Genomic DNA, 25,319 nt, shown 5'->3' on the forward strand with positions numbered 1-25,319 from the left:
TTGAGTAACTGTTAACCCACGCACGAAATTAATAAAAATTATGTCAGAATCTAGCCCGTGCAACGGTATGGATATACTCTCAGTAGCACGAATATAGCTGTATACATGTAATTTAACGGACTAAAAATGAAACTTTTTTACAGTTTATTACGCTATGTAGAAAAAAATTGTCTGTTTGCTTGTTTTTTGTGCGAACGAAAAGTGTGAGTTTAATCTATATAAATCATGCTCTTAGGTTCATTTTTGCGATTGCCTTACTACTTTCTGGTTAATTATTTTTGGGTAACTGATCTGGGTCAATTTTTTTCACACTGTGAAATAATATACTCAGCCCTGAAAGCAATTTACTAAGAACGCTGATGTTTAAGGTTAAAGGCAAGCAGCGAATTTAATAAAAAGTTTTTAATATTTATTATTTTAGGAGATCCACCATGCCTGTAACTAACTTAGCGGAACTTGATGCTCTAGTAGCTCGCGTTAAAGCAGCACAAGAAGAGTTTGCAACATTCTCTCAAGAGAAAGTAGACGCAATCTTCCGCGCAGCTTCTCTTGCTGCTAACCACGCTCGTATTCCACTTGCTCAACAAGCAGTTGCTGAATCTGGAATGGGTATTGTTGAAGATAAGGTTATCAAAAACCACTTTGCATCTGAATTTATCTACAACAAATACAAAGACGAAAAAACATGTGGCATCTTAGAAGAAGATGACAACCTAGGCACAATGACTATCGCTGAGCCTGTAGGTATCATCTGTGGTATCGTTCCAACAACGAACCCAACTTCTACAGCAATCTTCAAATCTCTAATTTCTCTTAAGACACGTAACGGCATCATCTTCTCGCCACACCCACGTGCAAAGAACTCAACTAACGACGCAGCGAAACTAGTACTAGACGCAGCTGTTGCAGCTGGTGCTCCAAGAGACATCATCGGTTGGATCGACCAACCATCTGTAGAGCTTTCTAACGCGCTTATGAAGCACGACGGTATCGCACTTATCCTTGCTACTGGTGGTCCAGGCATGGTTAAAGCAGCATACTCTTCTGGTAAGCCTGCTATCGGTGTTGGTGCTGGTAACGTTCCTGTAGTTATCGATGAAACAGCTGACATCAAACGTGCTGTAGCATCTATCCTTATGTCTAAGACTTTCGATAACGGCGTAGTATGTGCTTCTGAGCAAGCTGCAATCGTTGTTGGTGAAGTATACGACGAAGTGAAAGAGCGTTTCGCTTCTCACAAAGCTCACGTTCTATCTAAAGCTGACGCTGATAAAGTACGTAAAGTTCTGCTTATCGACGGCAACCTAAACGCTAAAATCGTAGGTCAACCTGCTCCAGCAATCGCTGAAATGGCTGGTGTTAAAGTTCCTGCTGATACAAAAGTACTTGTAGGTGAAGGCCTTGGTAAAGTTTCTTACGATGACGAATTCGCTCACGAGAAACTATCTCCAACTCTAGGTCTATTCCGCGCAGACGACTTCGAAGACGCAGTTGCTCAAGCGGTAACTATGGTTGAAATCGGTGGTATCGGTCACACATCTGGTCTTTACACTAACCAAGATACTAACGCAGACCGCATCCGTTACTTCGGTGACAAGATGAAGACTGCTCGTATCCTAATCAACATCCCGACTACTCACGGTGGTATCGGTGACCTGTACAACTTCAACGTTGCACCTTCTCTAACTCTAGGTTGTGGTTCATGGGGTGGTAACTCTATCTCTGAGAACGTAGGTCCTAAGCACCTTATCAACAAGAAAACTGTAGCGAAGCGAGCTGAAAATATGTTGTGGCACAAACTACCTAAGTCTATCTACTTCCGTCGTGGTAGCCTTCCAATCGCAATGAGCGACCTAGAAGGTAAGAAACGCGCATTCCTAGTAACTGACCGTTTCCTATTCAACAACGGTTACGCAGATGACGTAGTTAGCCTGCTTAAAGCACAAGGCATTGAAGTTCAAACTTTCTTCGACGTAGAAGCGGATCCAACGCTATCTGTTGTTGAGAAAGGCGCTGAAGCAATGAAGAGCTTCCAACCTGACGTAATCCTTGCTCTAGGTGGCGGTTCTCCAATGGATGCTGCTAAGATCATGTGGGTTATGTACGAGCACCCAGAAACTCACTTCGAAGAACTAGCAATGCGCTTTATGGACATCCGTAAACGTATCTACAAGTTCCCTAAAATGGGTCAAAAAGCTGAGCTTGTATGTATCACTACAACTTCAGGTACGGGTTCAGAGGTTACTCCATTCGCTGTTGTTACAGACGACAAGACTGGCGCTAAATACCCACTAGCTGATTACGAAATCACGCCAAACATGGCTATCGTTGATGCGAACCTAGTAATGAACATGCCTAAGTCTCTTACAGCGTTCGGTGGTTACGATGCAGTAACTCACGCTCTTGAAGCTTACGTATCTGTTCTAGCGAACGAGTACTCAGACGGTCAAGCTCTTCAAGCACTTAAGATGCTTAAAGAATACCTACCATCAAGCTACAAAAATGGTGCGGCTGACCCAATCGCTCGTGAGAAAGTACACAACGCAGCAACTATCGCTGGTGTAGCATTTGCGAACGCATTCCTAGGTGTGTGTCACTCAATGGCTCACAAAATTGGTGCTGAGTTCCACCTACCACACGGTCTTGCTAACGCACTACTTATCTCAAACGTTGTACGTTACAACGCGAACGATAACCCAACTAAGCAGACTGCATTCTCTCAGTACGACCGTCCACAAGCACGTCGTCGTTACGCTGAAGTTGCTGACCACCTAGGCCTAAGCCAAGCTGGCGACCGTACTGCTCAGAAGATTGAACGTCTACTGACTTGGTTAGAAGAGCTTAAAGTTGACCTAGACATCCCACTATCTATCCAAGCTGCGGGTGTTAACGAGTCTGACTTCATCGCTAAACTAGACGAGCTAGCTGTTGAAGCGTTCGATGACCAGTGTACAGGTGCTAACCCACGTTACCCTCTAATCACTGAGCTAAAAGAAGTGCTAACAACTTCTTACTTCGGCCAACCATACGTTGAAGGCGAAACTTTCGAAGGTACTACAGTTATCCTTAAGAAAGCAGACCAAAAGCCAGCTGAAGCGAAAGCGCCAAAAGCTAAAAAAGAAAAAGCTAACGCATAATAAGTAAGCATTAGTTTTGAGATAAGTTTTCGCTAGCACGAACCTTATCTATCGGGAAAAGATGAAAGCCCCAGTCGAGAGACTGGGGCTTTTTTTATGTTTGGTTCGTTTGTAAAACAGATTGAAAGGCAGTAGCTCTGTTACTCAATATGAGCTGAGCCAGTCATGTTCACTTGGAGTAGAGAGTTAAACCTCTGCCGCGACAACTCGCCCACTGAAGTAGTCATTCGAGACAATGTATTCAGTGGTTCGAGTCAACTCGTCTTGCAGCTGCGCCCAGTGACATCGGTTGAGCTTACCATCGGAGTTATGAACGGCGGGAACAACGCCACCGACTCGAATACCAAAGGGAGTCAGCTCTTTCGCCCAACTATGGGTAAAGCCAGTGATCATTGAGTTTGCGCTCTCTAAGCCGGACACATCGTGAAAGTCATCATGAGATATCACATTCACAATCACGCCTTCTTTATCTTCTTCTCGTAATCTCTCAGCACTGATTTGCCCAAATGCGAACAGGGTCGATGCCATCGATGAGAGATCATTAATAAAGCTGCTCACAGGCTGATCGCCAATTAGGCTAGGCATTGGGGAGCTTATCCAGTTATTGACCAGCACATCGGGTGTCGTGTTGAAGGTGGTTTGAATAAAATCATATACGCTGAGAATCGCTTGGCTGTCATTGCCTTTGAGCGTGTAGTGGTAAACAGAGTCAGAAAACCGGGCACACTGTAGATACGTCGCCTGAAGTGCTTCCGTGTCTTTATCACAAAGGATGACGGTGGCTCCAAGGTTAACAAAGTGGTTCGCAATCGTCCCTCCCAGTCGCGAGCCGGCAGATGTCACCAATATGATTGAGCTTTTTATTTCCATCCCAGTACCTAAACAAATCGTCCATGTCGGATAAGGATGGGTTAAATTTTATACAATGGGTGTGAATTGGTTCAAACTAAGGTGCGCCAAATAATAAGTTTTTATGAACTTAGTGGCACGTCACATTTTGTAGTAACTTCAAGCGGTAACCGACATCTGGTGTTTTTAGGTTGCCTAAGGCTGGTGGTTCATATCATTCATGTGAATACTTTTAAGTGTGCGAGTTAGTCGAAGAAGAGCTATGGAGAGACAGCGAAAAAGGGAAAGGTAGGTGACCGCTATACTTGAGCTTGAATTTGATACTGACGTTGCGCGGTTGTTAGTTCATTGTAGAGCGTGGCATGTGGCAAATCAGGTAAATGCTTGTTGGCAAGTTTGCGTCGGTCATGACCAGAAAGGTTCTGGTAAACCTCTTCGGGTAAGTCGGCCGTATCTTCAGGCATGAAGGCAAGCGCTTCGGGTTTCAAGTAATGGCTGAGCTTGGCGCTAGCAAGGCTAGCTTGATGAAAATGATTAGATTGCTGAGCTGAAATCTCATACGAAGATTGGTTTGAACGCAGTTGTTGAGGTTCTGCTACGCCAAATTGTTTGCGCAGGCGATCTTCATTTGTCTCTGTGATTTCAATGGTGTCAATTGGCGTGCAATCACGGACATCATTAGAAAACATAGATAACAGCAACGCGAAATCTGCACGGCGACCTTGCTCAACCGCTTGGCTGATCCCGATGCCGAACTTCAGTTCGTTGATGATTCCTGCTTTGTCTAAAGTATGTATTTGCATGTCGCCTCTCATTGGATACACCTTTAACGGCATGGAGTCGGCAAACTTTAGTGTTTAATTACAGGCAAATAGAGAATTTATGCAGAGTAGGGAACAAGGTTATAAATAGGTCGAGAAGTAATCTCTATTGACGGTTTTCTACGAGATGCCTAGATTTTGTGGAATGCGACAGATACAAAAAAGCTCACGCCGAGGCATGAGCTTTCAATAGATAACTCGCTATAAATAGCGCAGCGTAAGCAATAATTACTTAGCTAGGTTCTCTTCTACGAAAGACCAGTTTACTAGGTTCCAGAATGCAGCCATGTAGTCAGGGCGAACATTGCGGAAATCGATGTAGTAAGCGTGTTCCCATAGGTCAACAGTTAGAAGTGGAGTAACACCTTCTTCTGTTAGAGGAGTAGCAGCGTTAGAAGTGTTAACGATGTCTAGAGAACCGTCAGCTTTCTTAACTAACCAAGTCCAAGAAGAACCGAAGTTGTTGATTGCTGAATCAGTGAATTTCGCTTTGAATTCTTCGAAAGAACCGAATGCAGCGTTGATAGCTTCTGCAACAGCGCCAGTTGGTTCGCCGCCTGCTTTAGGAGCAAGACAGTGCCAGTAGAACGTGTGGTTCCAGATTTGAGCAGCGTTATTGAAAACACCACCAGTAGAAGTCTTAACGATCTCTTCTAGTGTTTTGCCTTCAAACTCAGTACCTGGGATAAGACCGTTTAGCTTAACAACGTAAGTGTTGTGGTGCTTACCGTGGTGGAAATCTAGCGTTTCTGCTGAGATGTGTGGTTCTAGCGCGTCTTTCGCGTAAGGAAGAGCCGGTAGTTCAAATGCCATTGCTCAATTCTCCATTGATATGAAAGAGTTAACTCTTTCGATTGCTTCCAGTGATATTATTATTCATGGCTCGCTATACTGCCAACCATGGTCAATTTGCTGACTTGCGATATAGTTTAGCAAGTTTTTACTTTATTAAAAGCTTATTTCATTACTTTTGTGTGAATTGTTAGCTTAGCTTGTTAACCGCTTTTTTTATATGGTTTTTATTCTTTTAGTTTGGGGTAGAATAAAGGCAATAAAAGCCGTAATCCATTAACGAGGAAGCAATGGAAACTATCGATAAAATCAAACAGCAAATTGAAGAAAACACTATTCTACTGTACATGAAAGGTTCTCCTAAGCTACCTAGCTGTGGTTTCTCTTCTCAAGCGTCTCAAGCTCTAATGGCATGTGGCGAAAAATTTGCTTATGTAGATATCCTACAAAACCCTGATATCCGTGCAGAGCTTCCTGCTTACGCACAATGGCCAACTTTCCCACAACTTTGGGTTGAAGGTGAGCTAATCGGTGGTTGTGACATCATTCTTGAGATGTTCCAAAAAGGCGAACTTCAGCCAATCATCAAAGAAGCAGCGGCTAAAGTTGCTGGCGATGACGCTGAATAAGTTCTAGCCTTTGCGCTGAATAGTTAAAATGAGGGGCCTTAATTAGGCTCCTTTTTTGTTTGAATTGATCGAATCATTGACTCGATAAGGAATGAACAATGAACGTAAAACTTCATTATGTGCATGATCCAATGTGCAGCTGGTGTTGGGGTTACAAGCCAACACTTGAGTTATTGAAACAACAATTGCCTGCGAGCATTGAGTTTAACTATGTAGTGGGTGGTTTAGCCCCGGATTCTGATGAGCCAATGTCAGAAGAGATGAAAGGCAAGCTGCAAGCGATTTGGAAGCAGATCGAAGCTAAGCTAGGTACTGAGTTTAACCATGAGTTTTGGACTGAGTGCCAACCTGTTCGCAGTACTTACCCTGCGTGCCGTGCTGTGATTGCCGCTGGTTTTCAAGACCACTACGAGGCGATGCTTGAAGCGATTCAACATGCTTACTACCTTCGTGCGATGCTGCCTCATAGCCAAGATACGCATTTGCAGTTGGCTGAAGAGCTAGGTATGAATGTTCAACAATTTGAAAATGACCTTTCTAGCAAGTTATTGGAAAGTGAGTTAGATGACCAGTTAGGCTTTAAAGAAGCGATGGGAGTATTTTCTTACCCGACCTTAATGCTTGAAGTGAACGGCATCTTTAGTGAAGTTGAATTGGATTACCATTCAACGGAAGCGACGCTTAAGTCTATTCGCGAAATTCTTGTGAGTAATGCTCCCGCTGCATAATTCAGCGAGAGTTGTCTGTATTGACGCAATGATTTATAAGGCTTACTCATAAGAGTAAGCCTTTTTTGTTTGGTGTCGCTTGTTCATTGAGAGTGAGAGGAAGAAAGAGTGAAACGAATCCCAGAGCCAAAAAGACCGCACGAGGCGGTCTTTATAAAAGTTATCTTAGGGTTCTTTAACTACAGAACCTAATTACAGAACCATGGCTGCAATCCAGCCGAATACGATCAGCGGGATGTTGTAGTGCAGGAACGTCGGTACTACGGTTTCCCAAACGTGCTCGTGTTGACCATCAGCATTTAGACCAGACGTTGGACCTAATGTTGAGTCAGAAGCCGGAGAGCCCGCATCACCAAGTGCTGCAGCTGTACCTACTAGAGCGATTGTTGCCATAGGAGAGAAGCCAAATGCTGCTGCTAGTGGAACGTAGATAGTTGCAAGGATTGGAATCGTAGAGAACGAAGAACCAATGCCCATAGTAACCAATAGACCAACGATGAGCATAAGCAGTGCTGCTAGAGGCTTGTTGTCGCCGATGCTTGTTGAAAGTGCTTCAACCAGAGATTCAACGCCACCAGTTTGCTTCATTACTGCTGCGAAACCTGCCGCTGCAATCATGATGAAACCGATCATTGCCATCATGTGAACGCCCTTGGTGAAAACATCTTGTGTCTCTTTCCAAGCAATAACGCCACCGAAGGTAAATACCATGAAACCCGCTAGAGCACCGATGATCATAGAACCCGTCGACAGTTGAACTGTTAGCGCTGCTACGATACCCGCTGCTGCAACTAGGATGTGCTTCTTGTTGATCTCTTTCACTTCTGTTGAAACAACAGTGTGAGAGGTTTCTTTGTATTGGCGAGGCTTACGGTAAGTAAAGAATACTGCAGTAAGAAGACCGAAGATCATGCCTGCTGCTGGTAACAACATTGCCATAGGTACTTGGCTTGCTACAACGTTTTCAAGACCATTGTCGTGAAGGTTTTTAAGCAGGATGTTGTTTAGGAAGATGCCGCCAAAACCAATTGGTAACACCATGTAAGGCGTAATCAGACCAAAAGTAAGTACACACGCAACCAGACGACGGTCTAGGTTCATTTTTGCGAATACGCCTAGTAGAGGTGGGATTAAGATTGGGATGAAGGCGATATGTACTGGAATCACGTTTTGCGAAGACATGGTCACTAAGATCAACGACGCAAGCATGCCGTATTTAAGACCAGTCGATGCTGCACTGTTCTCTTTGCCGTGAATGCGTTTGATAACACTTTGAGCAAGGAGATCTGTGATACCAGAACGTGAGATAGCAACAGCGAATGTACCAAGCATAGCGTAGCTAAGTGCAATCGTTGCACCGCCGCCTAATCCACTTTCGAAAGCCGCGACTGCGTCGTTCAAGCTCATACCAGAGGCTACGCCACCGATAATTGCACTGAACGTCAGAGCAACGACTACGTTTACGCGCATCAAAGCTAAAACAAGCATGATGCAAACTGAAATTACAACAGGATTCATATTATTCTCGGGATGTTGTGTTTTTTATGAAGGCAATACGAAAAAACGTTTACCGACTCTATTTTTTATTCTTCGTCAACAAGAGGCCAACCACCAAGGGCTTTCCATTTGTTTACAATGCCGCAAAATAACTCTGTGGTTTTTTGCGTATCATACAAAGCAGAGTGTGCTTCTTTGTTGTCAAATTCCATCCCTGCAGTGCGGCAAGCTTTAGCCAAAACGGTTTGACCGTAGGCAAGACCACTAAGAGCTGCAGTGTCAAAAGTAGCAAATGGATGGAAAGGGACGCGTTTAAGCTTACAGCGCTCACTTGCCGCATTAACGAAGTTCAAATCGAATGTAGCGTTGTGAGCAACCATGATTGCGCGACTGCAATCTGAAGCTTTTTGTTCTTTTCTCACTAGCTTGTAGATTTCTTTAAGGGCTTCTTGTTCCGACACAGCACCACGTAATGGGCTAAATGGGTCTTTAATTCCGTTAAAGTCTAATGCTGCCTGCTCTATATTTGCGCCTTCAAAAGGCTCAATGTGAAAATGAAGCGTTGATGCAGGGTGCAGATCTCCGTTCTCATCCATTTTTAATGTAATGGCACAGATTTCTAATAATGCATCGGTTTCAGCGTTAAACCCTGCGGTTTCCACGTCGATGACCACTGGAAAATAGCCACGAAAGCGTTTTTTTAGGGTCAGAGCTTCGTTTTCTACAGTCATGTTAGCCCAAATAAGTGTGATTAAGGCTGCATTATTGCAGATAATAGCAGTGATAAAAACTAGGGAAGGGCAATAAATCATAAATTACCTAACCTATTACGGCTTGATAATTGCATATTTAAACGTGAGAGAAAAATGCGGCAATTGGCTGCATTGTTAAACGAATTGCTTAAGAGATACTCCACTTTATGAAGAAACAACTCATAACAGGTTCAATGCTATTTTCGCTACTTGTGTCATCATCGGTCATCGCACAAGAAAAGCGTTACGGAGCATCTCCTCAACAGTCGACATGGGAGATGGTGGCCAACACGCCACTTGAATGTCGCTTGGTCCACCCAATTCCAAACTTTGGTGATGCTGAGTTCTCATCTCGCGCGAGCAAAAAAATTATTTTGGACTTTGAGCTTAAAATGCGCCGCCCAATGGGTGCGACGCGCAATGTAAGCTTGATCTCTATGCCGCCACCTTGGCGTCCGGGTGAAAGTGCTGATCGCATGACAACCATTAAGTTCTTCCAACAATTTGATGGCTATGTCGGCGGTCAAACAGCTTGGGGCATCTTGAGTGAGTTGGAGAAAGGGCGTTATCCGACATTCAGCTACCAAGAGTGGCAGAGCCGAGATCAACGTATCGAAGTGTCGTTGTCGTCGGTGTTGTTCCAAGAAAAATATAATGTGTTTAGTGACTGTGTTGCTAACCTGCTGCCTTATAGCTTTGAAGATATCTCTTTCACTATTTTGCATTACGACCGCAACAGCGATCAGCTGAACAAGTCGTCGCGCAAAAGGCTGAGCCAGATTGCCGATTACGTTCGCTATAACCAAGACATCGACCTTGTGCTAGTGGCAACGTACACCGACTCTGTCGACAGCAAAGGGATTAGCCAAAACCTTTCAGAGCGCAGAGCGGAATCGTTAAGAGAGTACTTCAAATCTCTAGGCCTGCCAGAAGATCGTATTCAAGTACAAGGCTATGGTAAGCGTCGTCCGATTGCAGACAATAACTCGCCAATTGGTAAAGATAAGAACCGACGCGTTGTGATCTCTTTAGGTCGTACACAGGTTTAAGCTAAACAATAGCTTGTTTTGAAATGACAAAGCCCGTCTTGATGACGGGCTTTTTTATGTTTTAAATTTGGAGTCGTTGTTTGGACGTAACTTGTTTAGTTCAAGCGGAAGCGGGCGATCATTTCACAGTTGGTCGCGGTATCGATCTTCTCCACCATAGAGGCAATTTTAGGGTTTGGGTGGCGTTTCATGAAATCGATCAGCGCTTTTTTACAGCAACCAATAGAATCGATAAAGCTTGAACATTGAGTATTAGGGCACTGAGGGATCAGTGTGAGTACCTTTTCGGAAGCCAGTTGAAGATACTTGAGCTCGTATTCAGTGTCGCCAGCCCAACGCCAGAATTGAGCAAGATTGTGGCAAGAAATCACCGAGATAAGTAGGCGTTCATCGGCCTGAATATCGGTACGTTCTGTAATTTCTTCGCTTAAGTTCAATGCTTGCTGATAGTGAAGAATACTTCGTACAGGATCATCGAGCTGCAATGCCGTATCGGCGAGTAACGTGTGTTTTTCCCATTCGCTAATCATTGTATTACCTCATTAATCAATAGGTGGTTAATTTAAATGATAATCATTATCATGTAAAGTTTCATCAATGAGATTGTTAAGAATAATTGGTGAAGCATATCGATTATGTGGAGAGTGATAAAAAAGAAGCGAGCATAGTGCTCACTTCTTTTTTCATTTCATCAGGCGTTCAAACTCAACTTCTCAAAGAGGTTAAGGAATTAACCTTCTAGACCTGCGCTTGCTTGTTTGTTCTGAATCAGCTCAATCATGTAGCCATCAGGATCTTTAACGAACGCAATGTGTGTAGAGCCGCCTTTAACCGGACCCGCTTCTCGCGTTACGTTGCCGCCAGCGGCTTTAATCGCATCACACGTTGTGTAGATGTCATCAACACCGATAGCAACGTGACCAAAAGCAGAGCCAAGATCGTATTCCGTGGTGCCCCAGTTGTAAGTCAGCTCAATCACTGCGCCTTGAGATTCGTCGCCAAAGCCAACGAAAGCCAGTGTGTATTTGTACTCTTTGTTTTCGTTCTTACGTAATAGCTGCATACCCATTACATTGGTGTAGAACTCGATAGACTTGTCTAGATCACCCACGCGTAGCATGGTGTGTAAAATACGACCGTTTGACATGATTTGCTCCTAGCTTGTTATTGGTTGTTTCTTTTATAGCACTATATATGAGCAAGCTCATAAGCAACACCAAAGAGATGATGAGTTTGGTCATATTTTCTTATTCTCATCATCTATCTTACTCTCCCCCTCTACCTTTTTCTTATTTGTATTACAAGAAATCAAAGGGAAACGGCCTTATTAATTTGTCAGTCACTAGCACTTAATTTGCAGTTTTGCATAAATAGTAAGTTTGAGTGTTGGTCTTTTTTGTAATGGCCAAGAATGACCTTGGTTGTTGAATTGTGACTTATATCTCCATCTTGTTGCTGATTTCCTTTCGTTTTTACAATTGGCATCTAACTTTCCATTTTATCAATTTATGATTACGCCAACATATCCCTGTTTATAGAAAGGTTATTCCGATGCTTTACTTCGTTATTAAGGAATTTTCGATAAAATACGCTAATAACCAATGGTTTTCACGAAAGTTCAAAGGGTGTCTATTTTTTGTACTTATCTTTTTTTAACAATAGTTTGGGCTTGTATTGTTTGTTTTATGTTTTATGTTTGATGTGGTTGTGTTTTCAAAGTAGTTGTCAAGTGTGTATCAAGTGTATCTTTTGCGATCTTTGCTAAATAGACAATCCTTACTATATAGTTTTTCAAGCGCACCAAATCGATTAAATATTCACTTTTGATTTGTGCGATTTTTCTATCATATAAGAATAAGTATTATTTTATTACATTAGCCTCGGCGTGAGGCATTTGATGTGGAGTACTCAAATGACGAGTAAATGGTTTACACAACAAAGTTCAGATGTTTTAAACGAACTGAACGCAGATCAAACGACAGGTTTATCAACTTCTGAAGCGGATGCACGCTTAGAGAAGCACGGCACTAACGAACTGACTGCACAAGAGTCAGCTTCTGCGTGGGAACTGTATATTCATCAATATAAAAACCCACTGATTTTTATTCTAGCTGTTGGTGCAATCGTTTCTTGGTCTACTGGCCACGCGATTGATGCTATTGCTATTGCAGTGATTATCCTTATCAATACTGGTATCGCGTTCTGGCAAGAATTTAAAGCTCAGAAAGGGATGGAAGCGCTAAAAGAAATGGCAGCTCCAGAAGCCGAAGTGATGCGCGATGGTAAATGGATCAGTGTTCCAGCTAAAACCCTCGTTTCTGGTGACATCATCAAAATTAATACCGGCGATATTCTGCCTGCTGATGTTCGTATTCTTGAGTCAAACCGTCTGACGGTAGATGAGGCTGCACTGACCGGTGAATCTGAGCCAGTGAACAAGCAGTCTGAACGCCTTGAAGATGAGACCCTTGGTCTTGGCGATCAGAAGAACATGGGCTTCATGACAACAATCGTGACTACAGGTACAGGCCTTGCTGTTGTAACAAGCACAGGTATGCAAACTGAAGTTGGTCACATCGCTGATATGATGAACCAAACGGAAGAGACGAAAACACCAATGCAAGAGCGTATGGACACCATCGCACTCGCGTTATTGGTTGTTGCTCTTGTGGTTGTTGCTATTGTTTGTGCTATCGGTGTTTACCACGGTATGCCATGGTTAGAAATCCTAACAACAGGTATCTCTTTATCGGTTGCCGCTATTCCTGAAGGCTTACCAACGGTGGTTACTATCGTATTAACGATGGGCTCGACTAAGATGGTTAAGAATAATGCTTTGGCTAAACAGCTAGCAGCAATCGAAACGCTTGGTTCTACAACCGTTATCTGTTCAGATAAAACCGGTACGCTAACACAAAACCAAATGCAGGTAATGAAAGCGTACGATGTGTCTGGTCGTTACTGGGATGTATCAGGTAAAGGTTTTGATCCTAAGGGTGAATTCATTACCAAAGGTCACAATGTCGAAGCGACAAACAGCCCTGCAATGATGAAAGGTCTTGTTGTTGCAACACTTTGTAACGATGCTGAATATGTAAATGCTGATGGTAAATGGACGGTTCGTGGCAACCCGACAGAAGGTGCACTAATTGTTGCAGCTGCAAAAGCAGGTCTTAAACAAGATGAAATGCTATCAACGGGTGGCTACTCAATTGTTAAGAAGTTCCCGTTCGATTCTGGTCGTAAGATGGCTTCTGTTATCGTTCGTGATCCACAAGGTAAGCACTTCCTAGCATTGAAAGGCGCGCCAGATGTTGTTCTTGGTAAATCAACCAGCTTCATGGTTGACGGTGGTTTCGTACCAACGGTTGGCTGTGAAGTTTCAGGCAACTTGGCTCTCGATACCGCACCGTCTCAAGAACTTCATTTAGACTTTGAAGCGGCAATCCAAACCTTTGGTGGTGATGCTCTGCGTACACTTGCCGTTGGTTTCCGTGAATTAAAAGAAGAAGAGCTTGAGTTAGATTTCCCTGAGCTTGAAAAAGACGTCAGCATCCTGGGTATCTATGGCATCATGGATCCACCACGTCCAGAAGTGCGTGATGCAGTAAATAGCTGTTATAGCGCTGGTGTTCGTACGGTAATGATTACCGGTGACCACGCAGTCACGGCAGCAGCGATTGCTCGTGAAATCGGAATCATCCGTAGCGAAGACGATCTAGTGGTAACGGGTGCTGAGCTTGACCAAATGGATGACGAGAAGCTGTTGTCTATCTGTTCTCAGGTTGCAGTATTTGCACGTGTTACTCCAGAGCACAAGCTGCGTATCGTAAAAGCGCAGCAAGAGAACAACGAAGTTGCCTCTATGACCGGTGACGGCGTGAACGATGCGCCAGCACTGCGTCGTGCAGACATTGGTGTTGCGATGGGTATTACTGGTACGTCTGTTGCGAAAGACTCAGGTGACCTTATCCTGTTGGATGACAACTTCAGTACTATCGTGAAGGCGGTACGTCAGGGTCGTCAAATTTTCGATAACCTACGTAAGTTTATCCGCCAAGCACTTACAGCGAACGTGGGTGAGGTTTCGGTAATCCTATTTGCATTCCTACTCATGGGACCAGATGTAGTACTTCCGCTAACTCCACTAATGATTTTATGGGTTAACCTCGTTTCTGATGGTCTACCAGCACTCGCACTTGGTGTTGAGCCAGAAGAGAAAGATCTCATGGAGCGTAAGCCAGGCAAACGTGACCAAGGCTTCTTCTCTAATGGTCTTGGCGCACGTATCCTAACTCGTGGTCTCGCATTAGGTGGTCTGAGCTTTGTGACATTCTCTTACGCACTCGACGGTGGTTACAGTGCTCAATACGCACAAACTGTTGCGTTTTTAACACTGATCTTTGCTCAACTTTGGAGCTTGTTCGATGCACGTACGTTTACAACGATTTATCGTAAGAATCCGTTCACTAACCACTACCTACTTGGTGCGGTGGCAGTATCGGCTATCTTGTCTTTAAGCGTTGTTTACACAAGCTTCGGCCAGCTGGTATTCAGCACAGAAGCACTAGAGTTTAATCACTTAATATCGTTAATCTTCATTGCAGCAGTACCAACATTTGTTCTATCTGCTATCAAAGAAGTGACTAAAGTGAAGTTTATCTAAGACAGACTTCTTAGCTAAATAATTGAATCCCGCCATAAAAGGCGGGATTTTTTATGCTTGTTATCTTTGGGAACGCAGAATTAGAAATGAAAACTGATGTAGAGGCTGCTTCTAGAGAGTGGCAATAAAAAAGCAGCGCTTTAAGCGCTGCCGTATTGATTAATCGTTGTGAACGGAAAGACTAATCTTCGCTCTTTTCTTTGTACTCACATAGGTCTTCAATGATACAGCTGCCACAGCGTGGTTTACGTGCGACACAGGTGTAACGTCCATGAAGAATGAGCCAATGGTGGACATCCAGTTTGAATTCTTTTGGGATAACTTTAAGTAGCTTTACTTCGACATCGTCGACGGTTTTACCCATCGCTAGCTTAGTGCGGTTTGATACACGATAGATGTGAGTATCAACGGCAATCGTTGGCCAACCGAAAGCGGTATTTAACACTACGTTTGCTGTTTTACGTCCAACACCTGGAAGGGCTTCTAATGCAGCGCGATCTTCCGGTACTTCACCATTATGTAAGTCAAGCAGCATACGACACGTTTTGATGGTGTTTTCTGCTTTTGAATTAAATAGGCCGATGGTCTTGATGTACTCTTTTAAGCCATCAACACCTAGGTCGAAAATTGCTTGCGGAGTGTTGGCTACAGGGTACAGCTTATCCGTCGCCTTGTTCACGCTGACATCGGTTGCTTGTGCTGATAAAAGTACGGCAATCAGCAGTTCGAATGGGCTGTTCCAGTTAAGCTCAGTCTCTGGCTTTGGATTGTTTTCTCTTAAACGCTCAAGTATTTCTACTCGTTTTACATTGTTCATAGCGACATTACTTTCAAATAGTTAGGGCATGAAGCTTGGATTGCTTCTGCTTTATCATCGGTTACGCGCTCTTATGAGCGTCATTATTATATGTACTGTTTAGATCTGATTTTCCCCGCTGAGTGGTTAAGCTAACTCAGCGAGGTTTAAGCTAATTTAACTTATTAGGCATTGGTAACGCGAGCGCGTTCAATGACTGGTTTTTCTTGTTTTGGTTGTCTAGATTTTGCTTGGTTATCGATAATGTTTTTCAAAGCAATTAAGAAACCAACACCAATGAAGGCACCCGGTGGAAGCAGGGCTAACAAGAAGCTGTTATCAAATTGGAATATCTGGATTCGTAACACCGAAGCCCAGTCACCAAGCAGCAGGTCTGCGCCATCAAATAGGGTACCGTTACCAATAACCTCACGCATCGCACCTAACACGACCAATACTGATGTCATGCCTAGACCCATCCAGAAACCATCTTGAGCCGCTGGTAGCACTTCATTTTTTGAAGCGAAGGCTTCCGCACGACCAATGATGATGCAGTTGGTTACGATCAGCGGGATGAAGATACCCAAAGAGAGGTAAAGCCCATAGGCGTAAGCGTTCATCAGCAATTGAACACACGTTACTAGCGAGGCAATGATCATTACGAATACTGGGATACGTACTTCTTTTGGCACATGATTACGAACCAAAGAAACAGAAACGTTTGAGCCGACCAGTACAAGCAAGGTAGCAATGCCTAGCCCAAGTGCGTTAGTGACTGTTGACGATACAGCCAGCAGCGGACATAATCCAAGAAGTTGCACTAGGGCAGGGTTATTGGCCCACATGCCATTTTTGATCAGTGTTTTATGGTCACTCATTATTCACCACCACAATTTAGAGGTTGAGCAAGCAATGCTTGGTTGTTTTGATTAACGTATTGAACCGCTTGTTTGACTGACTTCACGACCGCTCTTGGTGTGATGGTTGCGCCAGTAAACTGGTCAAAGTCACCACCGTCTTTACGAACCTTCCAACGGTCAAGATTAGAATCTGTTACTTGTTTGCCTGCAAACGAAAGAATCCAATCACTCACACGCAAATCAATCTTATCACCCAAACCTGGAGTTTCTTGGTGAGAAAGCACGCGAGTACCTAAAATAGTACCGTCGATCTTCATTCCAACAATCACTTTAATTGCGCCGTTGTAGCCGTCTGGGGCAATCGCTTCGATCGCAATCGCACTCGGCTCACCATTGATTTTAGCAATGTAAGCCGGCATCGCTTGCTCAGTACCAAGCTCTTCTGCTTGAACCAAAGTACAAGACGAAAACAGCTCGTTGTCGTGCAGATCGTGTGGGATCACTTGGTTAAGAACAGACAGTAACTGAGCCTGTTCTTGTTGTTTAATCTGATCTTTGGTCAGGTAGTGAGTTACCGCGACCAAACCCGTCGAAGCACACGCAAAAATCGCGAGTACAAGGCCGTTTTTCTTAATTGCATTTAGCATGGTATCCGCTCCCTTAGTGGCCGTATGTACGAGGTTTGGTGTAGTAGTCAATCAGTGGAACACACATGTTGGCTAACAATACAGCAAACGCCACGCCATCAGGGAAACCACCCCAACTGCGGATGATAAAGACTAAACCGCCGATCAGAGCACCAAACACCAAGCGACCTTTGACTGTCGTGGATGCTGAAACTGGGTCGGTTGCAATGAAAAATGCGCCGAGCATAGTCGCCCCAGATAATAGATGAATGGTCGGTGATGCGGTCTCGCCGGGCGTGAACATCAAGAACACTAGGCTAAATAGGGTCAAGCTGCCCAGAAACGCGACTGGGATATGCCATTGAATCACGCGTTGCTTGATAAGCACCAAGCCACCAATAAGGTAAGCAAGGTTTACCCATTCCCAACCCACGCCAGCTAACCAGCTAAATTGAGGTTGAGACAGAGCTTCAGACGCTGTGTTGCCTGCCGTTAATGCGGTTTTGAAGGCATCGAGTGGCGTCGCCATTGTGGTGCCATCAATCCCTAAACGAGCTTGTTGTAGAGATAATCCTTCATTATTGAAGCCAGTAAAGATCATCAAGAATGAGTCCACAAAACTGGTTGCTTCAGCGGTTAAGCTAGCTGGAGCATTCCAACTGGTCATCTGAACTGGGAACGAGATCAGCAAAACAACGTAAGCGACCATCGCTGGGTTAAATGGGTTTTGCCCAAGTCCGCCGTATAGGTGTTTCGCGATGACAATTGCGAAGAACATACCTATCACTAGAATCCACCACGGAGAGTGTGGAGGAATCGCGACACTAAGTAGCCAAGCGGTGACAACAGCACTGTAATCACGTAGCGCCATCACTGGCGGGCGCTTTCTTAGCAGCATGATTGCCGCTTCAAAGGTAACCGCAAGTGCGATAGCAAATACTAACTGGATGAGCGTACCCCATCCGAAGAAGTAGGTTTGAGCTAGTAGACCTGGCAATGCACAAATAGCGACCCATTTCATCAGATCTGGGGTGCTTCTACGACTGTGTGCGTGCGGTGAGCTGGCGATAAAGAAGGCCACTACTCTTTCTCCTCATTATTCTTTTTATCTAGCTCTTGCTGTGCTTTTCTTGCTTTAGCACGAGCAATAGCGGCAGCAACAGCTGCTTTCTTAGGATCGACTGGTTCTTGTTGAGTTTCAGCCTTTAGTTCAACTGCAGGTTCAGCCACAGATTCAGGCGTTTCTGCTGACTCTTCCTGTTTCGCTTGTTGTGCTTTTCTTGCTTTAGCGCGAGCGATTGCGGCAGCAACGGCTGCTTTTTTAGGATCAACGGGTTCTGATTGAGTTTTAGCTTCAACCTCAATCACTGGCTCAGGAGTTTCTGCTGCTTCGTCTTGCTTAGCTTGTTGAGCTTTCTTGGCTTTAGCGCGAGCGATGGCTGCAGCAACAGCGGCTTTCTTAGGATCGACTGACTCTTGTTGAGTTTCAGCTTCAACTTCAATCACTGACTCAGGAGTTTCCGCTTGCTTAGCTTGCTGTGCTTTTTTCGCTTTAGCGCGAGCAATGGCCACAGCGACAGCATCTTTCTTGGCATCGCCAGTACTTTCAGCCGGAGCGTCAGAAGCCGATTCAGCTTGTTGAGCTTTCTTCGCTTTAGCACGAGCAATGGCCGCAGCAACAGCATCTTTCTTGGCATCACCAGTACTTTCAGTTGGTGCATCAGAAGCTGATTCCGCTTGTTGAGCTTTCTTGGCTTTAGCGCGAGCAATAGCCGCAGCGACAGCATCTTTCTTGGCATCGCCAGTACTTTCAACTGGAGCCTCGGAAGCTGAACCTGCTTGTTGTGTTTTCTTGGCTTTAGCGCGAGCAATAGCTGCAGCAACGGCATCTTTCTTAGCATCACCTGATTTTTCAGCTGGAGCTTCAGAAGCTGATTCTGCTTGTTGAGCTTTCTTCGCTTTAGCGCGAGCAATAGCCGCAGCGACAGCATCTTTCTTGCCATCACCTGAGCTTTCTGCAGGAGTATCAGCGGCTGCTTGTTGTGCCTTGCGCTCTCGAGCTTGACGTTTACGTTCTTCACGCAATTTCGACATTTCAGAGTTGTCTGGTTCAGCGCCATCCGCTTTCTGAGCCGCAGCTTGTTTCGCTTTTGCCTTCGCAATAGCGGCAGCTACCGCAGGTTTCACTGCTGGTTCTGCATTAGGAGCTTGGTCTGCCGCGGCTTTTTGCGCTTTAACGCGAGCAATCGCAGCTGCAATCGCATCATCACCATCCGCAGACTTCATATCTTTACGACGGTTGTCAGCAGCTTTCTTGAAGCGGTTTTCACGTTCTGCTTTGTCGCGCTCCATACGAGCGTTTTTCTCTTCGAAACGAATCTTGGCGCGCTCTGCAGCTGTTGCTTCGTCTTTTCTTGTTTTGATTTCGGCTTTCGCTTGGCGATAGTACTGAACAAGAGGGATTTCACTTGGGCAGACAAACGCACAAGCACCACATTCAATACAGTCTTTAATATTCAGCTCTTCACACTTATCCAACTCGTTGGCTTTGGCGTGCCATTGCAGTTGTTGAGGAAGTAGAGACGCAGGACAAGCTTCAGCACACGCGCTGCAACGAATACATTCCATCTCGTAAGTACTTGGTGAGATCTCACGACGCGTTGGCGCTAAAATACAGTTCGACGTTTTAGTGATTGGCACATTGGCGTGTGGCAAGGTAAAGCCCATCATCGGACCGCCCAAAATCAAACGTGGTAGTTTTTTATCCGCTTTGTAGCCAAACTCTTCAAGTAACTCGTGTACAGGTGTACCTAGTAGTGCCCACACGTTACGAGGTTGCTTAAAGGTTTTACCGGTTAAAGTCACCACGCGGTTAACTACTGGTTCACCGTCGATTACCGCTCTCTTAATTGAGTAAAGCGAGCCGACGTTTTGAACCAAAACACCAATGTCTGCAGGAATGCCGCCAGCCGGAACCTCTTTATTGGTTAGGATCTTGATCAGCTGTTTCTCACCACCAGAAGGATACTTAGTTGGGATAACGCGAATGACGATATCTTTGTCTTTCGCTGCAATCTCAAGTGCTTTTATCGCGTCTGGTTTGTTGTCTTCAATGCCGATAACCGTCAGCTTTGGTTGAAGAATGTGTTCAACCACTTCGATGCCTTTTAATACTTCGTTGGCATGTTCTTGAAGCAACTTGTCATCAGAGGTGATGTAAGGTTCACATTCCGCAGCATTGACGATCAAAATGTCGGTACGACCTAAGCCTGATTGAAGCTTCTTAGCCGTAGGGAAGCCTGCGCCGCCCATGCCTGAAATGCCAGCTTGGCGAATCACATCAAGCAGTTCGTCAGAAGTCTTTGTCGAAAAATCTTCAACTGGATTTTTTTCAATCCAAGTGTCTAGGCCATCAGGTTTAATAACCACGCACATTTCGCTCAAGCCTGAAGGGTGAGCGGTAGTTCGCGGTTCGATAGCGGTAATCACACCCGATGTTGGTGCGTGTACTGGCAAAGTAAAACCTGTATCTAAGGCCGTAAGTTGCTGACCTTTTAACACAGTGTCGCCAGCAGCAACCAATAGGTTACCCGGCTTACCGATGTGCTGTTTCACAGGAAGAACGATTTCTTCTGGAAGCCTTGCATGGACGATATCAGTAGTATTCGACTGTTTCTTGTTTTCAGCAGGGTGCACGCCGCCAGGGAAGTTCCAAATAGAGCCCGTGCGAATTTGTTCAATTAAAGAGATCATACTAACCCTATGCTTTAGGCTCTGACGCAGTCGCATCAGTCGCTTGGTTAGTGATATCAGTAACAGGAATGATGTTCATCTGCCATTTCCAATTTTCAGTCGTTGTTGCCACTGGAATCATTTCAATACAGTCAGTAGGGCACGGTGCGACACATAGATCACAACCTGTACATTCATCTTTAATTACTGTGTGCAGTGCCTTGGTGCCACCAACAATGGCGTCAACAGGGCAGGCTTGAATACACTTGGTACAGCCGATACACATATCTTCGTGAATGAAGGCAACGGTTTTTACTTTGTTATCTAAGTCATGAGCGGAGTCTTCAACTTCTACGCCCATTAAATCTGCTAGCTTCTCAATGGTTGCTTGGCCGCCCGGAGGACATTTGTTGATCTTGTCTCCGTTAGCGATCGCCTCTGCGTATGGGCGACAACCAGGGTAGCCACACTGGCCGCATTGGGTTTGCGGTAAAATGGTGTCGATTTGATCGACGATAGGATCGGCTTCAACTTTAAAACGGATAGAAGCAAACCCCAAAATAGCGCCAAAAACAGCGGCTAAAACGGCTAGCGCAATGATCGCAATTAAAATGGTACTCATGCTTATTTCACCAACCCAGTAAAGCCCATAAATGCCAGAGACATTAGGCCTGCTGTGATCATCGCAATCGATGCGCCTTTGAATGGCATTGGAACATCAGCAACCGCAATACGTTCACGCATCGCAGCAAATAGGATCAACACAAGAGAGAAACCAACCGCTGCGCCGAAACCATAGATGATCGACTGAATGAAGTTGTGGTTTTCATTGATGTTCAGAAGTGCCACACCTAATACCGCACAGTTGGTGGTGATAAGAGGTAGGAAGATACCCAGCAGGCGATAAAGAGTCGGGCTGGTTTTGTGAACGACCATTTCCGTAAATTGAACAACCACCGCGATAACCAAGATGAAACTCATGGTACGCAGGTATTCAATACCCAGAGGGGTAAGGATGTAGGTTTCTACTAGGTATGCAGAAACCGACGCTAACGTTAGAACGAAAGTCGTCGCGAGGCCCATGCCAATCGCAGTCTCCAGTTTCTTGGAGACTCCCATAAATGGACATAGTCCTAAAAACTTCACTAGCACAAAGTTATTGACCAGCACTGTGCCAACCAACAACAAAAGGTATTCGGTCATAATGGATTAATTCTTGAGATTCCGATCCCGATATTATCCTGCTTTGCTCACCTAATAACAACCAAGGATCACTAGGGATTTAGACACTTGGTGAAAAAAACGTCAGGTAATCGTTTGATTATTAAAGTCCCACTAAGTATAGACGGGCAATTTTTACTTGGTGAGACAAGTTTATAGGAATGGTTAAGTTGGATCATTGACAAGATCATTCGTGAGTTGGGTGTGCTATTAGTGCTAATTACAGGGGAATAATTGTTGGTTCTTGGGAGAGTAGAGTTATCGAAGGAACGTCAAAAAATAGCAAAATGCCAACCAAAAGCACTAAAACGCAAAAAGCCGCATCGAGTGATGCGGCTTCTTTAAATTTGGCTCCCCTTGCAAGACTTGAACTTGCGACATACGGATTAACAGTCCGCCGTTCTACCAACTGAACTAAAGGGGAATTGCTTGTTAGCGACGCGAATTCTAATAATAGTCCGTTTTTCTGTCAACAAAAAATAGCAGAAAAAAGTAAGATAAAAAACTTTACTTTCTTGAACGCCTTATAGGATTTAGCTTTGCTTTAGTTATCCACCAAAATTGTGGATAAGTGTGTGTGTGAAACTTTAACAACAATAATTGGGATAAATCGAAAAATGTAAAAATCTTATCTAACGTAATGTATTTAAAAGATTTATAGCAAAAAATCGTAATTGTATAACTTTTGTAGATGATAAAACGAACAGTAAAACAAGCGGTATTTTTAGGTTTTTTGGGGAAAAGTGGTGGATTAAAATTCGAGTAATTTAGCTGGGGAAACTTTGCAGGGGCACGGATAATACCAAGTTCTAAAAATAAAAGCTATAACTGATCTCTGATCTTAAGATGCATTTCTCTAGATAATTGTTGCAACGACACTCCTCCTAGAGTGACAATGACCTGATTAAAAAAACAGTATGGAAATGGCGACCTATGAGTAAACTCTTTGACTTGGTATCGGACTACAGCCCGTCCGGTGATCAGCCGACAGCGATAACCAAATTACTAGACGGATTAGATTCTGGTTTGGCACATCAAACTCTACTAGGGGTAACGGGCTCAGGTAAAACCTTTACACTTGCCAACGTCATTTCCCAATCTCAAAGACCAGCGATTCTGTTAGCGCCTAACAAGACACTGGCGGCTCAACTTTACGGTGAGATGAAATCTTTCTTTCCAAACAATGCCGTTGAGTATTTCGTTTCTTACTACGATTACTACCAACCTGAAGCCTACGTTCCAACCACGGACACGTTCATCGAGAAAGATGCGTCTGTGAACGCTCATATCGAACAAATGAGGCTTTCGGCAACCAAAGCCTTATTAGAACGAAAAGACGCCATCATTGTGGCTTCTGTGTCGGCTATCTACGGTCTTGGTGATCCTAAGTCTTATTTGAAGATGATGCTTCATTTGAGTCGTGGCGAGGTGATGGATCAGCGTGATATTTTGCGCCGTTTGGCTGAGCTGCAATATTCAAGAAACGATGTCGCCTTTGAACGTGGTCAGTTCCGTGTTCGTGGTGAGGTGATCGATATCTTTCCTGCTGAATCTGACCAAGATGCGGTTCGAATTGAAATGTTCGATGACGAAGTGGACTGCATTAGTATTTTTGATCCTCTGACTGGTGCGGTGAAACAAAGAGACTTGCCGCGCTTTACGGTTTATCCAAAAACTCACTATGTAACGCCAAGAGAAAAAATCCTTGAGGCGATTGAGAATATCAAGGACGAACTGCGCGATCGTGCTCAATACTTAAAAGACAACAATAAGCTTTTGGAAGAGCAGCGTATCTCTCAAAGAACTCAGTTTGATATTGAGATGATGACTGAGCTTGGCTTCTGTTCCGGTATCGAAAACTATTCACGATACTTGAGCGGCCGTGCGGAAGGGGAAGCGCCGCCAACGTTATTTGACTACCTGCCTGATGATGGTTTGCTGATCATCGATGAGTCACACGTGACTGTGCCGCAAATTGGTGCGATGTATAAAGGTGACCGTTCTCGTAAAGAAACCTTGGTCGAGTTTGGTTTTAGACTGCCTTCTGCATTGGATAACCGTCCAATGAAGTTTGAAGAATTTGAGTCTATAGCCCCACAAACGATTTTTGTGTCGGCAACACCAGGTAATTACGAGATTGAAAAATCAGATGGCGAGATTGCTGATCAAGTGGTACGTCCTACTGGTTTGTTAGACCCAATCATCGAAGTAAGACCTGTCGCGACGCAGGTGGATGACTTGCTGTCTGAAATCAGAATCCGTTCAGTGAAAGAAGAGCGTGTTTTGGTTACCACGTTGACCAAGAGAATGGCAGAAGACTTAACCGAATACCTAAGTGAGCACGGCGTTAAAGTGCGTTACTTGCACTCGGATATCGATACCGTTGAGCGTGTAGAGATCATCCGAGACCTACGTTTGGGCGAGTTCGACGTGTTAGTGGGCATTAACTTACTTCGTGAAGGTTTGGATATGCCTGAAGTGTCGCTGGTGGCGATTCTTGATGCAGACAAAGAGGGCTTCTTACGTTCTGAGCGTTCTCTGATTCAAACCATTGGTCGTGCTGCGCGTAACTTGGAAGGTAGAGCGATCCTTTATGGTGATTCGATTACTAAGTCGATGAGAAAAGCGATTGATGAAACCGATCGTCGTCGTGAGAAACAGCAGGCTTACAACGAAGAGCAAGGCATCACGCCGCAAGCGTTGAAACGCAATATCAAAGACATTATGGAACTGGGTGATCTAACCAAGTCGAAGCAGCAGCGCCAATCGAAGCAAGTTCCTTTATCTAAGGTGGCTGAGCCTTCTGAAAGTTATGCCGTACTTACGCCGCAACAGCTTGATAAAGAGATCAGTAAGCTAGAAGCTGCGATGTATCAGCATGCTCAGAATCTGGAATTTGAATTGGCCGCACAGAAGCGTGATGAAATTGAGCAGCTAAGAAAGCAGTTTATTACCAACAGCTAATCTCACTTTTCGCTCGAGAAGTGATCCCTCTCAGCACAAGAATTGAGAGTGTTTCAGACAAAAAAACAGCCAGTAGTAAATGTTCTACTGGCTTACGTTTGTGAACACTCGGTCCACTAACAACGTCAGTTGGCTAGGTGACCCGAAGGTCATCTATATCGTTGCATCGTTCGTGCCAGATAGATAAAACATTGATTGTT

At 44.5% G+C, this 25,319-nt stretch carries 20 protein-coding genes and 1 tRNA gene; 6 read left to right on the plus strand and 15 right to left on the minus strand.

Annotation, left to right across the window (positions count from 1 at the left end):
- Nucleotides 1-431 precede the first annotated feature (431 nt).
- Nucleotides 432-3,137 (plus strand): bifunctional acetaldehyde-CoA/alcohol dehydrogenase, encoded by a 2,706-nt coding sequence (gene adhE, locus AB6E85_RS13235; RefSeq protein WP_017056490.1) that lies wholly within the window; start codon nucleotides 432-434, stop codon nucleotides 3,135-3,137.
- Between the two features lie 186 nt (nucleotides 3,138-3,323).
- Here adhE and AB6E85_RS13240 read toward each other — a convergent pair whose 3' ends face one another.
- From AB6E85_RS13240 to sodB, 3 genes are all read right to left on the minus strand, one after another.
- Entirely contained in the window at nucleotides 3,324-4,007 is a 684-nt protein-coding gene (locus AB6E85_RS13240; RefSeq protein ID WP_048611559.1) for an SDR family oxidoreductase, read from the minus strand.
- A gap of 278 nt (nucleotides 4,008-4,285) precedes the next feature.
- The gene (locus AB6E85_RS13245; protein ID WP_261881426.1) at nucleotides 4,286-4,789 is read right to left on the minus strand and encodes a VC2046/SO_2500 family protein; all 504 of its coding nucleotides are present in this window, start codon (nucleotides 4,787-4,789) and stop codon (nucleotides 4,286-4,288) included.
- A gap of 246 nt (nucleotides 4,790-5,035) precedes the next feature.
- Nucleotides 5,036-5,620 carry a superoxide dismutase [Fe] gene (gene sodB, locus AB6E85_RS13250; protein ID WP_004734050.1) on the minus strand — a complete coding sequence of 195 codons (585 nt, stop codon included), beginning with the start codon at nucleotides 5,618-5,620 and terminating at the stop codon, nucleotides 5,036-5,038.
- A gap of 269 nt (nucleotides 5,621-5,889) precedes the next feature.
- On the opposite strand from sodB, the gene AB6E85_RS13255 reads away from it, so the two are divergent.
- Together AB6E85_RS13255 and AB6E85_RS13260 are read left to right on the plus strand one after the other, a co-directional pair.
- A complete protein-coding gene (locus AB6E85_RS13255) occupies nucleotides 5,890-6,228 on the plus strand; it encodes a Grx4 family monothiol glutaredoxin (RefSeq protein ID WP_004741702.1) in 339 nt (112 codons plus the stop codon).
- Nucleotides 6,229-6,326: 98 nt separating this feature from the next.
- Nucleotides 6,327-6,956, plus strand: a complete 630-nt coding sequence (locus AB6E85_RS13260; RefSeq protein ID WP_048610518.1) for a DsbA family protein — start codon at nucleotides 6,327-6,329, stop codon at nucleotides 6,954-6,956.
- A 192-nt stretch (nucleotides 6,957-7,148) separates the two neighbouring features.
- Here AB6E85_RS13260 and AB6E85_RS13265 read toward each other — a convergent pair whose 3' ends face one another.
- Together AB6E85_RS13265 and rnt are read right to left on the minus strand one after the other, a co-directional pair.
- Entirely contained in the window at nucleotides 7,149-8,474 is a 1,326-nt protein-coding gene (locus AB6E85_RS13265) for a Na+/H+ antiporter family protein (RefSeq protein WP_029235135.1), read from the minus strand.
- Nucleotides 8,475-8,539: 65 nt separating this feature from the next.
- Nucleotides 8,540-9,184, minus strand: coding sequence for a ribonuclease T (rnt, locus tag AB6E85_RS13270; protein ID WP_017061178.1), 645 nt, complete (start codon nucleotides 9,182-9,184; stop codon nucleotides 8,540-8,542).
- Nucleotides 9,185-9,372: 188 nt separating this feature from the next.
- Here rnt and motY point away from each other — a divergent pair, with 188 nt between their 5' ends.
- Entirely contained in the window at nucleotides 9,373-10,254 is an 882-nt protein-coding gene (gene motY, locus AB6E85_RS13275) for a flagellar protein MotY (protein ID WP_371724730.1), read from the plus strand.
- A gap of 95 nt (nucleotides 10,255-10,349) precedes the next feature.
- Here motY and AB6E85_RS13280 read toward each other — a convergent pair whose 3' ends face one another.
- Both AB6E85_RS13280 and gloA read right to left on the minus strand, forming a co-directional pair.
- On the minus strand, nucleotides 10,350-10,784 hold the full coding sequence (locus tag AB6E85_RS13280) for a DUF2753 domain-containing protein (protein WP_004734047.1): 435 nt from the start codon (nucleotides 10,782-10,784) through the stop codon (nucleotides 10,350-10,352).
- Nucleotides 10,785-10,984: 200 nt separating this feature from the next.
- Nucleotides 10,985-11,401: a lactoylglutathione lyase gene (gloA, locus tag AB6E85_RS13285; RefSeq protein ID WP_172379823.1), complete on the minus strand. Its 417-nt coding sequence runs from the start codon at nucleotides 11,399-11,401 to the stop codon at nucleotides 10,985-10,987.
- 765 nt (nucleotides 11,402-12,166) lie between these two features.
- Here gloA and AB6E85_RS13290 point away from each other — a divergent pair.
- Nucleotides 12,167-14,920, plus strand: a complete 2,754-nt coding sequence (locus AB6E85_RS13290; protein ID WP_372142998.1) for a cation-translocating P-type ATPase — start codon at nucleotides 12,167-12,169, stop codon at nucleotides 14,918-14,920.
- Between the two features lie 181 nt (nucleotides 14,921-15,101).
- Here AB6E85_RS13290 and nth read toward each other — a convergent pair whose 3' ends face one another.
- The 8 genes from nth to AB6E85_RS13330 all read right to left on the minus strand — a co-directional run bounded on the left by nth (nucleotide 15,102) and on the right by AB6E85_RS13330 (nucleotide 22,579).
- Complete coding sequence (nth, locus tag AB6E85_RS13295; protein ID WP_248401971.1) at nucleotides 15,102-15,737, minus strand: endonuclease III; 636 nt, start codon at nucleotides 15,735-15,737, stop codon at nucleotides 15,102-15,104.
- 164 nt (nucleotides 15,738-15,901) lie between these two features.
- Nucleotides 15,902-16,594, minus strand: a complete 693-nt coding sequence (locus AB6E85_RS13300; protein ID WP_017099961.1) for an electron transport complex subunit E — start codon at nucleotides 16,592-16,594, stop codon at nucleotides 15,902-15,904.
- Nucleotides 16,594-17,223 carry an electron transport complex subunit RsxG gene (gene rsxG / locus AB6E85_RS13305; RefSeq protein ID WP_012603532.1) on the minus strand — a complete coding sequence of 210 codons (630 nt, stop codon included), beginning with the start codon at nucleotides 17,221-17,223 and terminating at the stop codon, nucleotides 16,594-16,596. The genes AB6E85_RS13300 and rsxG overlap by 1 nt, the downstream gene beginning before the upstream one ends.
- Nucleotides 17,224-17,236: 13 nt before the next feature.
- Complete coding sequence (rsxD, locus tag AB6E85_RS13310) at nucleotides 17,237-18,283, minus strand: electron transport complex subunit RsxD (protein WP_050633736.1); 1,047 nt, start codon at nucleotides 18,281-18,283, stop codon at nucleotides 17,237-17,239.
- Nucleotides 18,283-20,955 carry an electron transport complex subunit RsxC gene (gene rsxC, locus AB6E85_RS13315; RefSeq protein ID WP_372142999.1) on the minus strand — a complete coding sequence of 891 codons (2,673 nt, stop codon included), beginning with the start codon at nucleotides 20,953-20,955 and terminating at the stop codon, nucleotides 18,283-18,285. The genes rsxD and rsxC overlap by 1 nt, the downstream gene beginning before the upstream one ends.
- Nucleotides 20,956-20,962: 7 nt before the next feature.
- Nucleotides 20,963-21,556, minus strand: coding sequence for an electron transport complex subunit RsxB (gene rsxB / locus AB6E85_RS13320; protein ID WP_004734040.1), 594 nt, complete (start codon nucleotides 21,554-21,556; stop codon nucleotides 20,963-20,965).
- Nucleotides 21,557-21,558: 2 nt separating this feature from the next.
- Nucleotides 21,559-22,137 carry an electron transport complex subunit RsxA gene (gene rsxA, locus AB6E85_RS13325; RefSeq protein WP_004734039.1) on the minus strand — a complete coding sequence of 193 codons (579 nt, stop codon included), beginning with the start codon at nucleotides 22,135-22,137 and terminating at the stop codon, nucleotides 21,559-21,561.
- Nucleotides 22,138-22,503: 366 nt separating this feature from the next.
- A tRNA-Asn gene (locus AB6E85_RS13330) sits at nucleotides 22,504-22,579 on the minus strand.
- 509 nt (nucleotides 22,580-23,088) lie between these two features.
- Here AB6E85_RS13330 and uvrB point away from each other — a divergent pair.
- Nucleotides 23,089-25,119: an excinuclease ABC subunit UvrB gene (gene uvrB / locus AB6E85_RS13335; protein WP_017062180.1), complete on the plus strand. Its 2,031-nt coding sequence runs from the start codon at nucleotides 23,089-23,091 to the stop codon at nucleotides 25,117-25,119.
- The last annotated feature ends 200 nt before the right edge of the window (nucleotides 25,120-25,319 follow it).

The sequence above is a fragment of the Vibrio sp. 10N.247.311.51 genome (assembly GCF_041467855.1).
Classification (GTDB): Bacteria; Pseudomonadota; Gammaproteobacteria; order Enterobacterales; family Vibrionaceae; genus Vibrio; species Vibrio coralliirubri.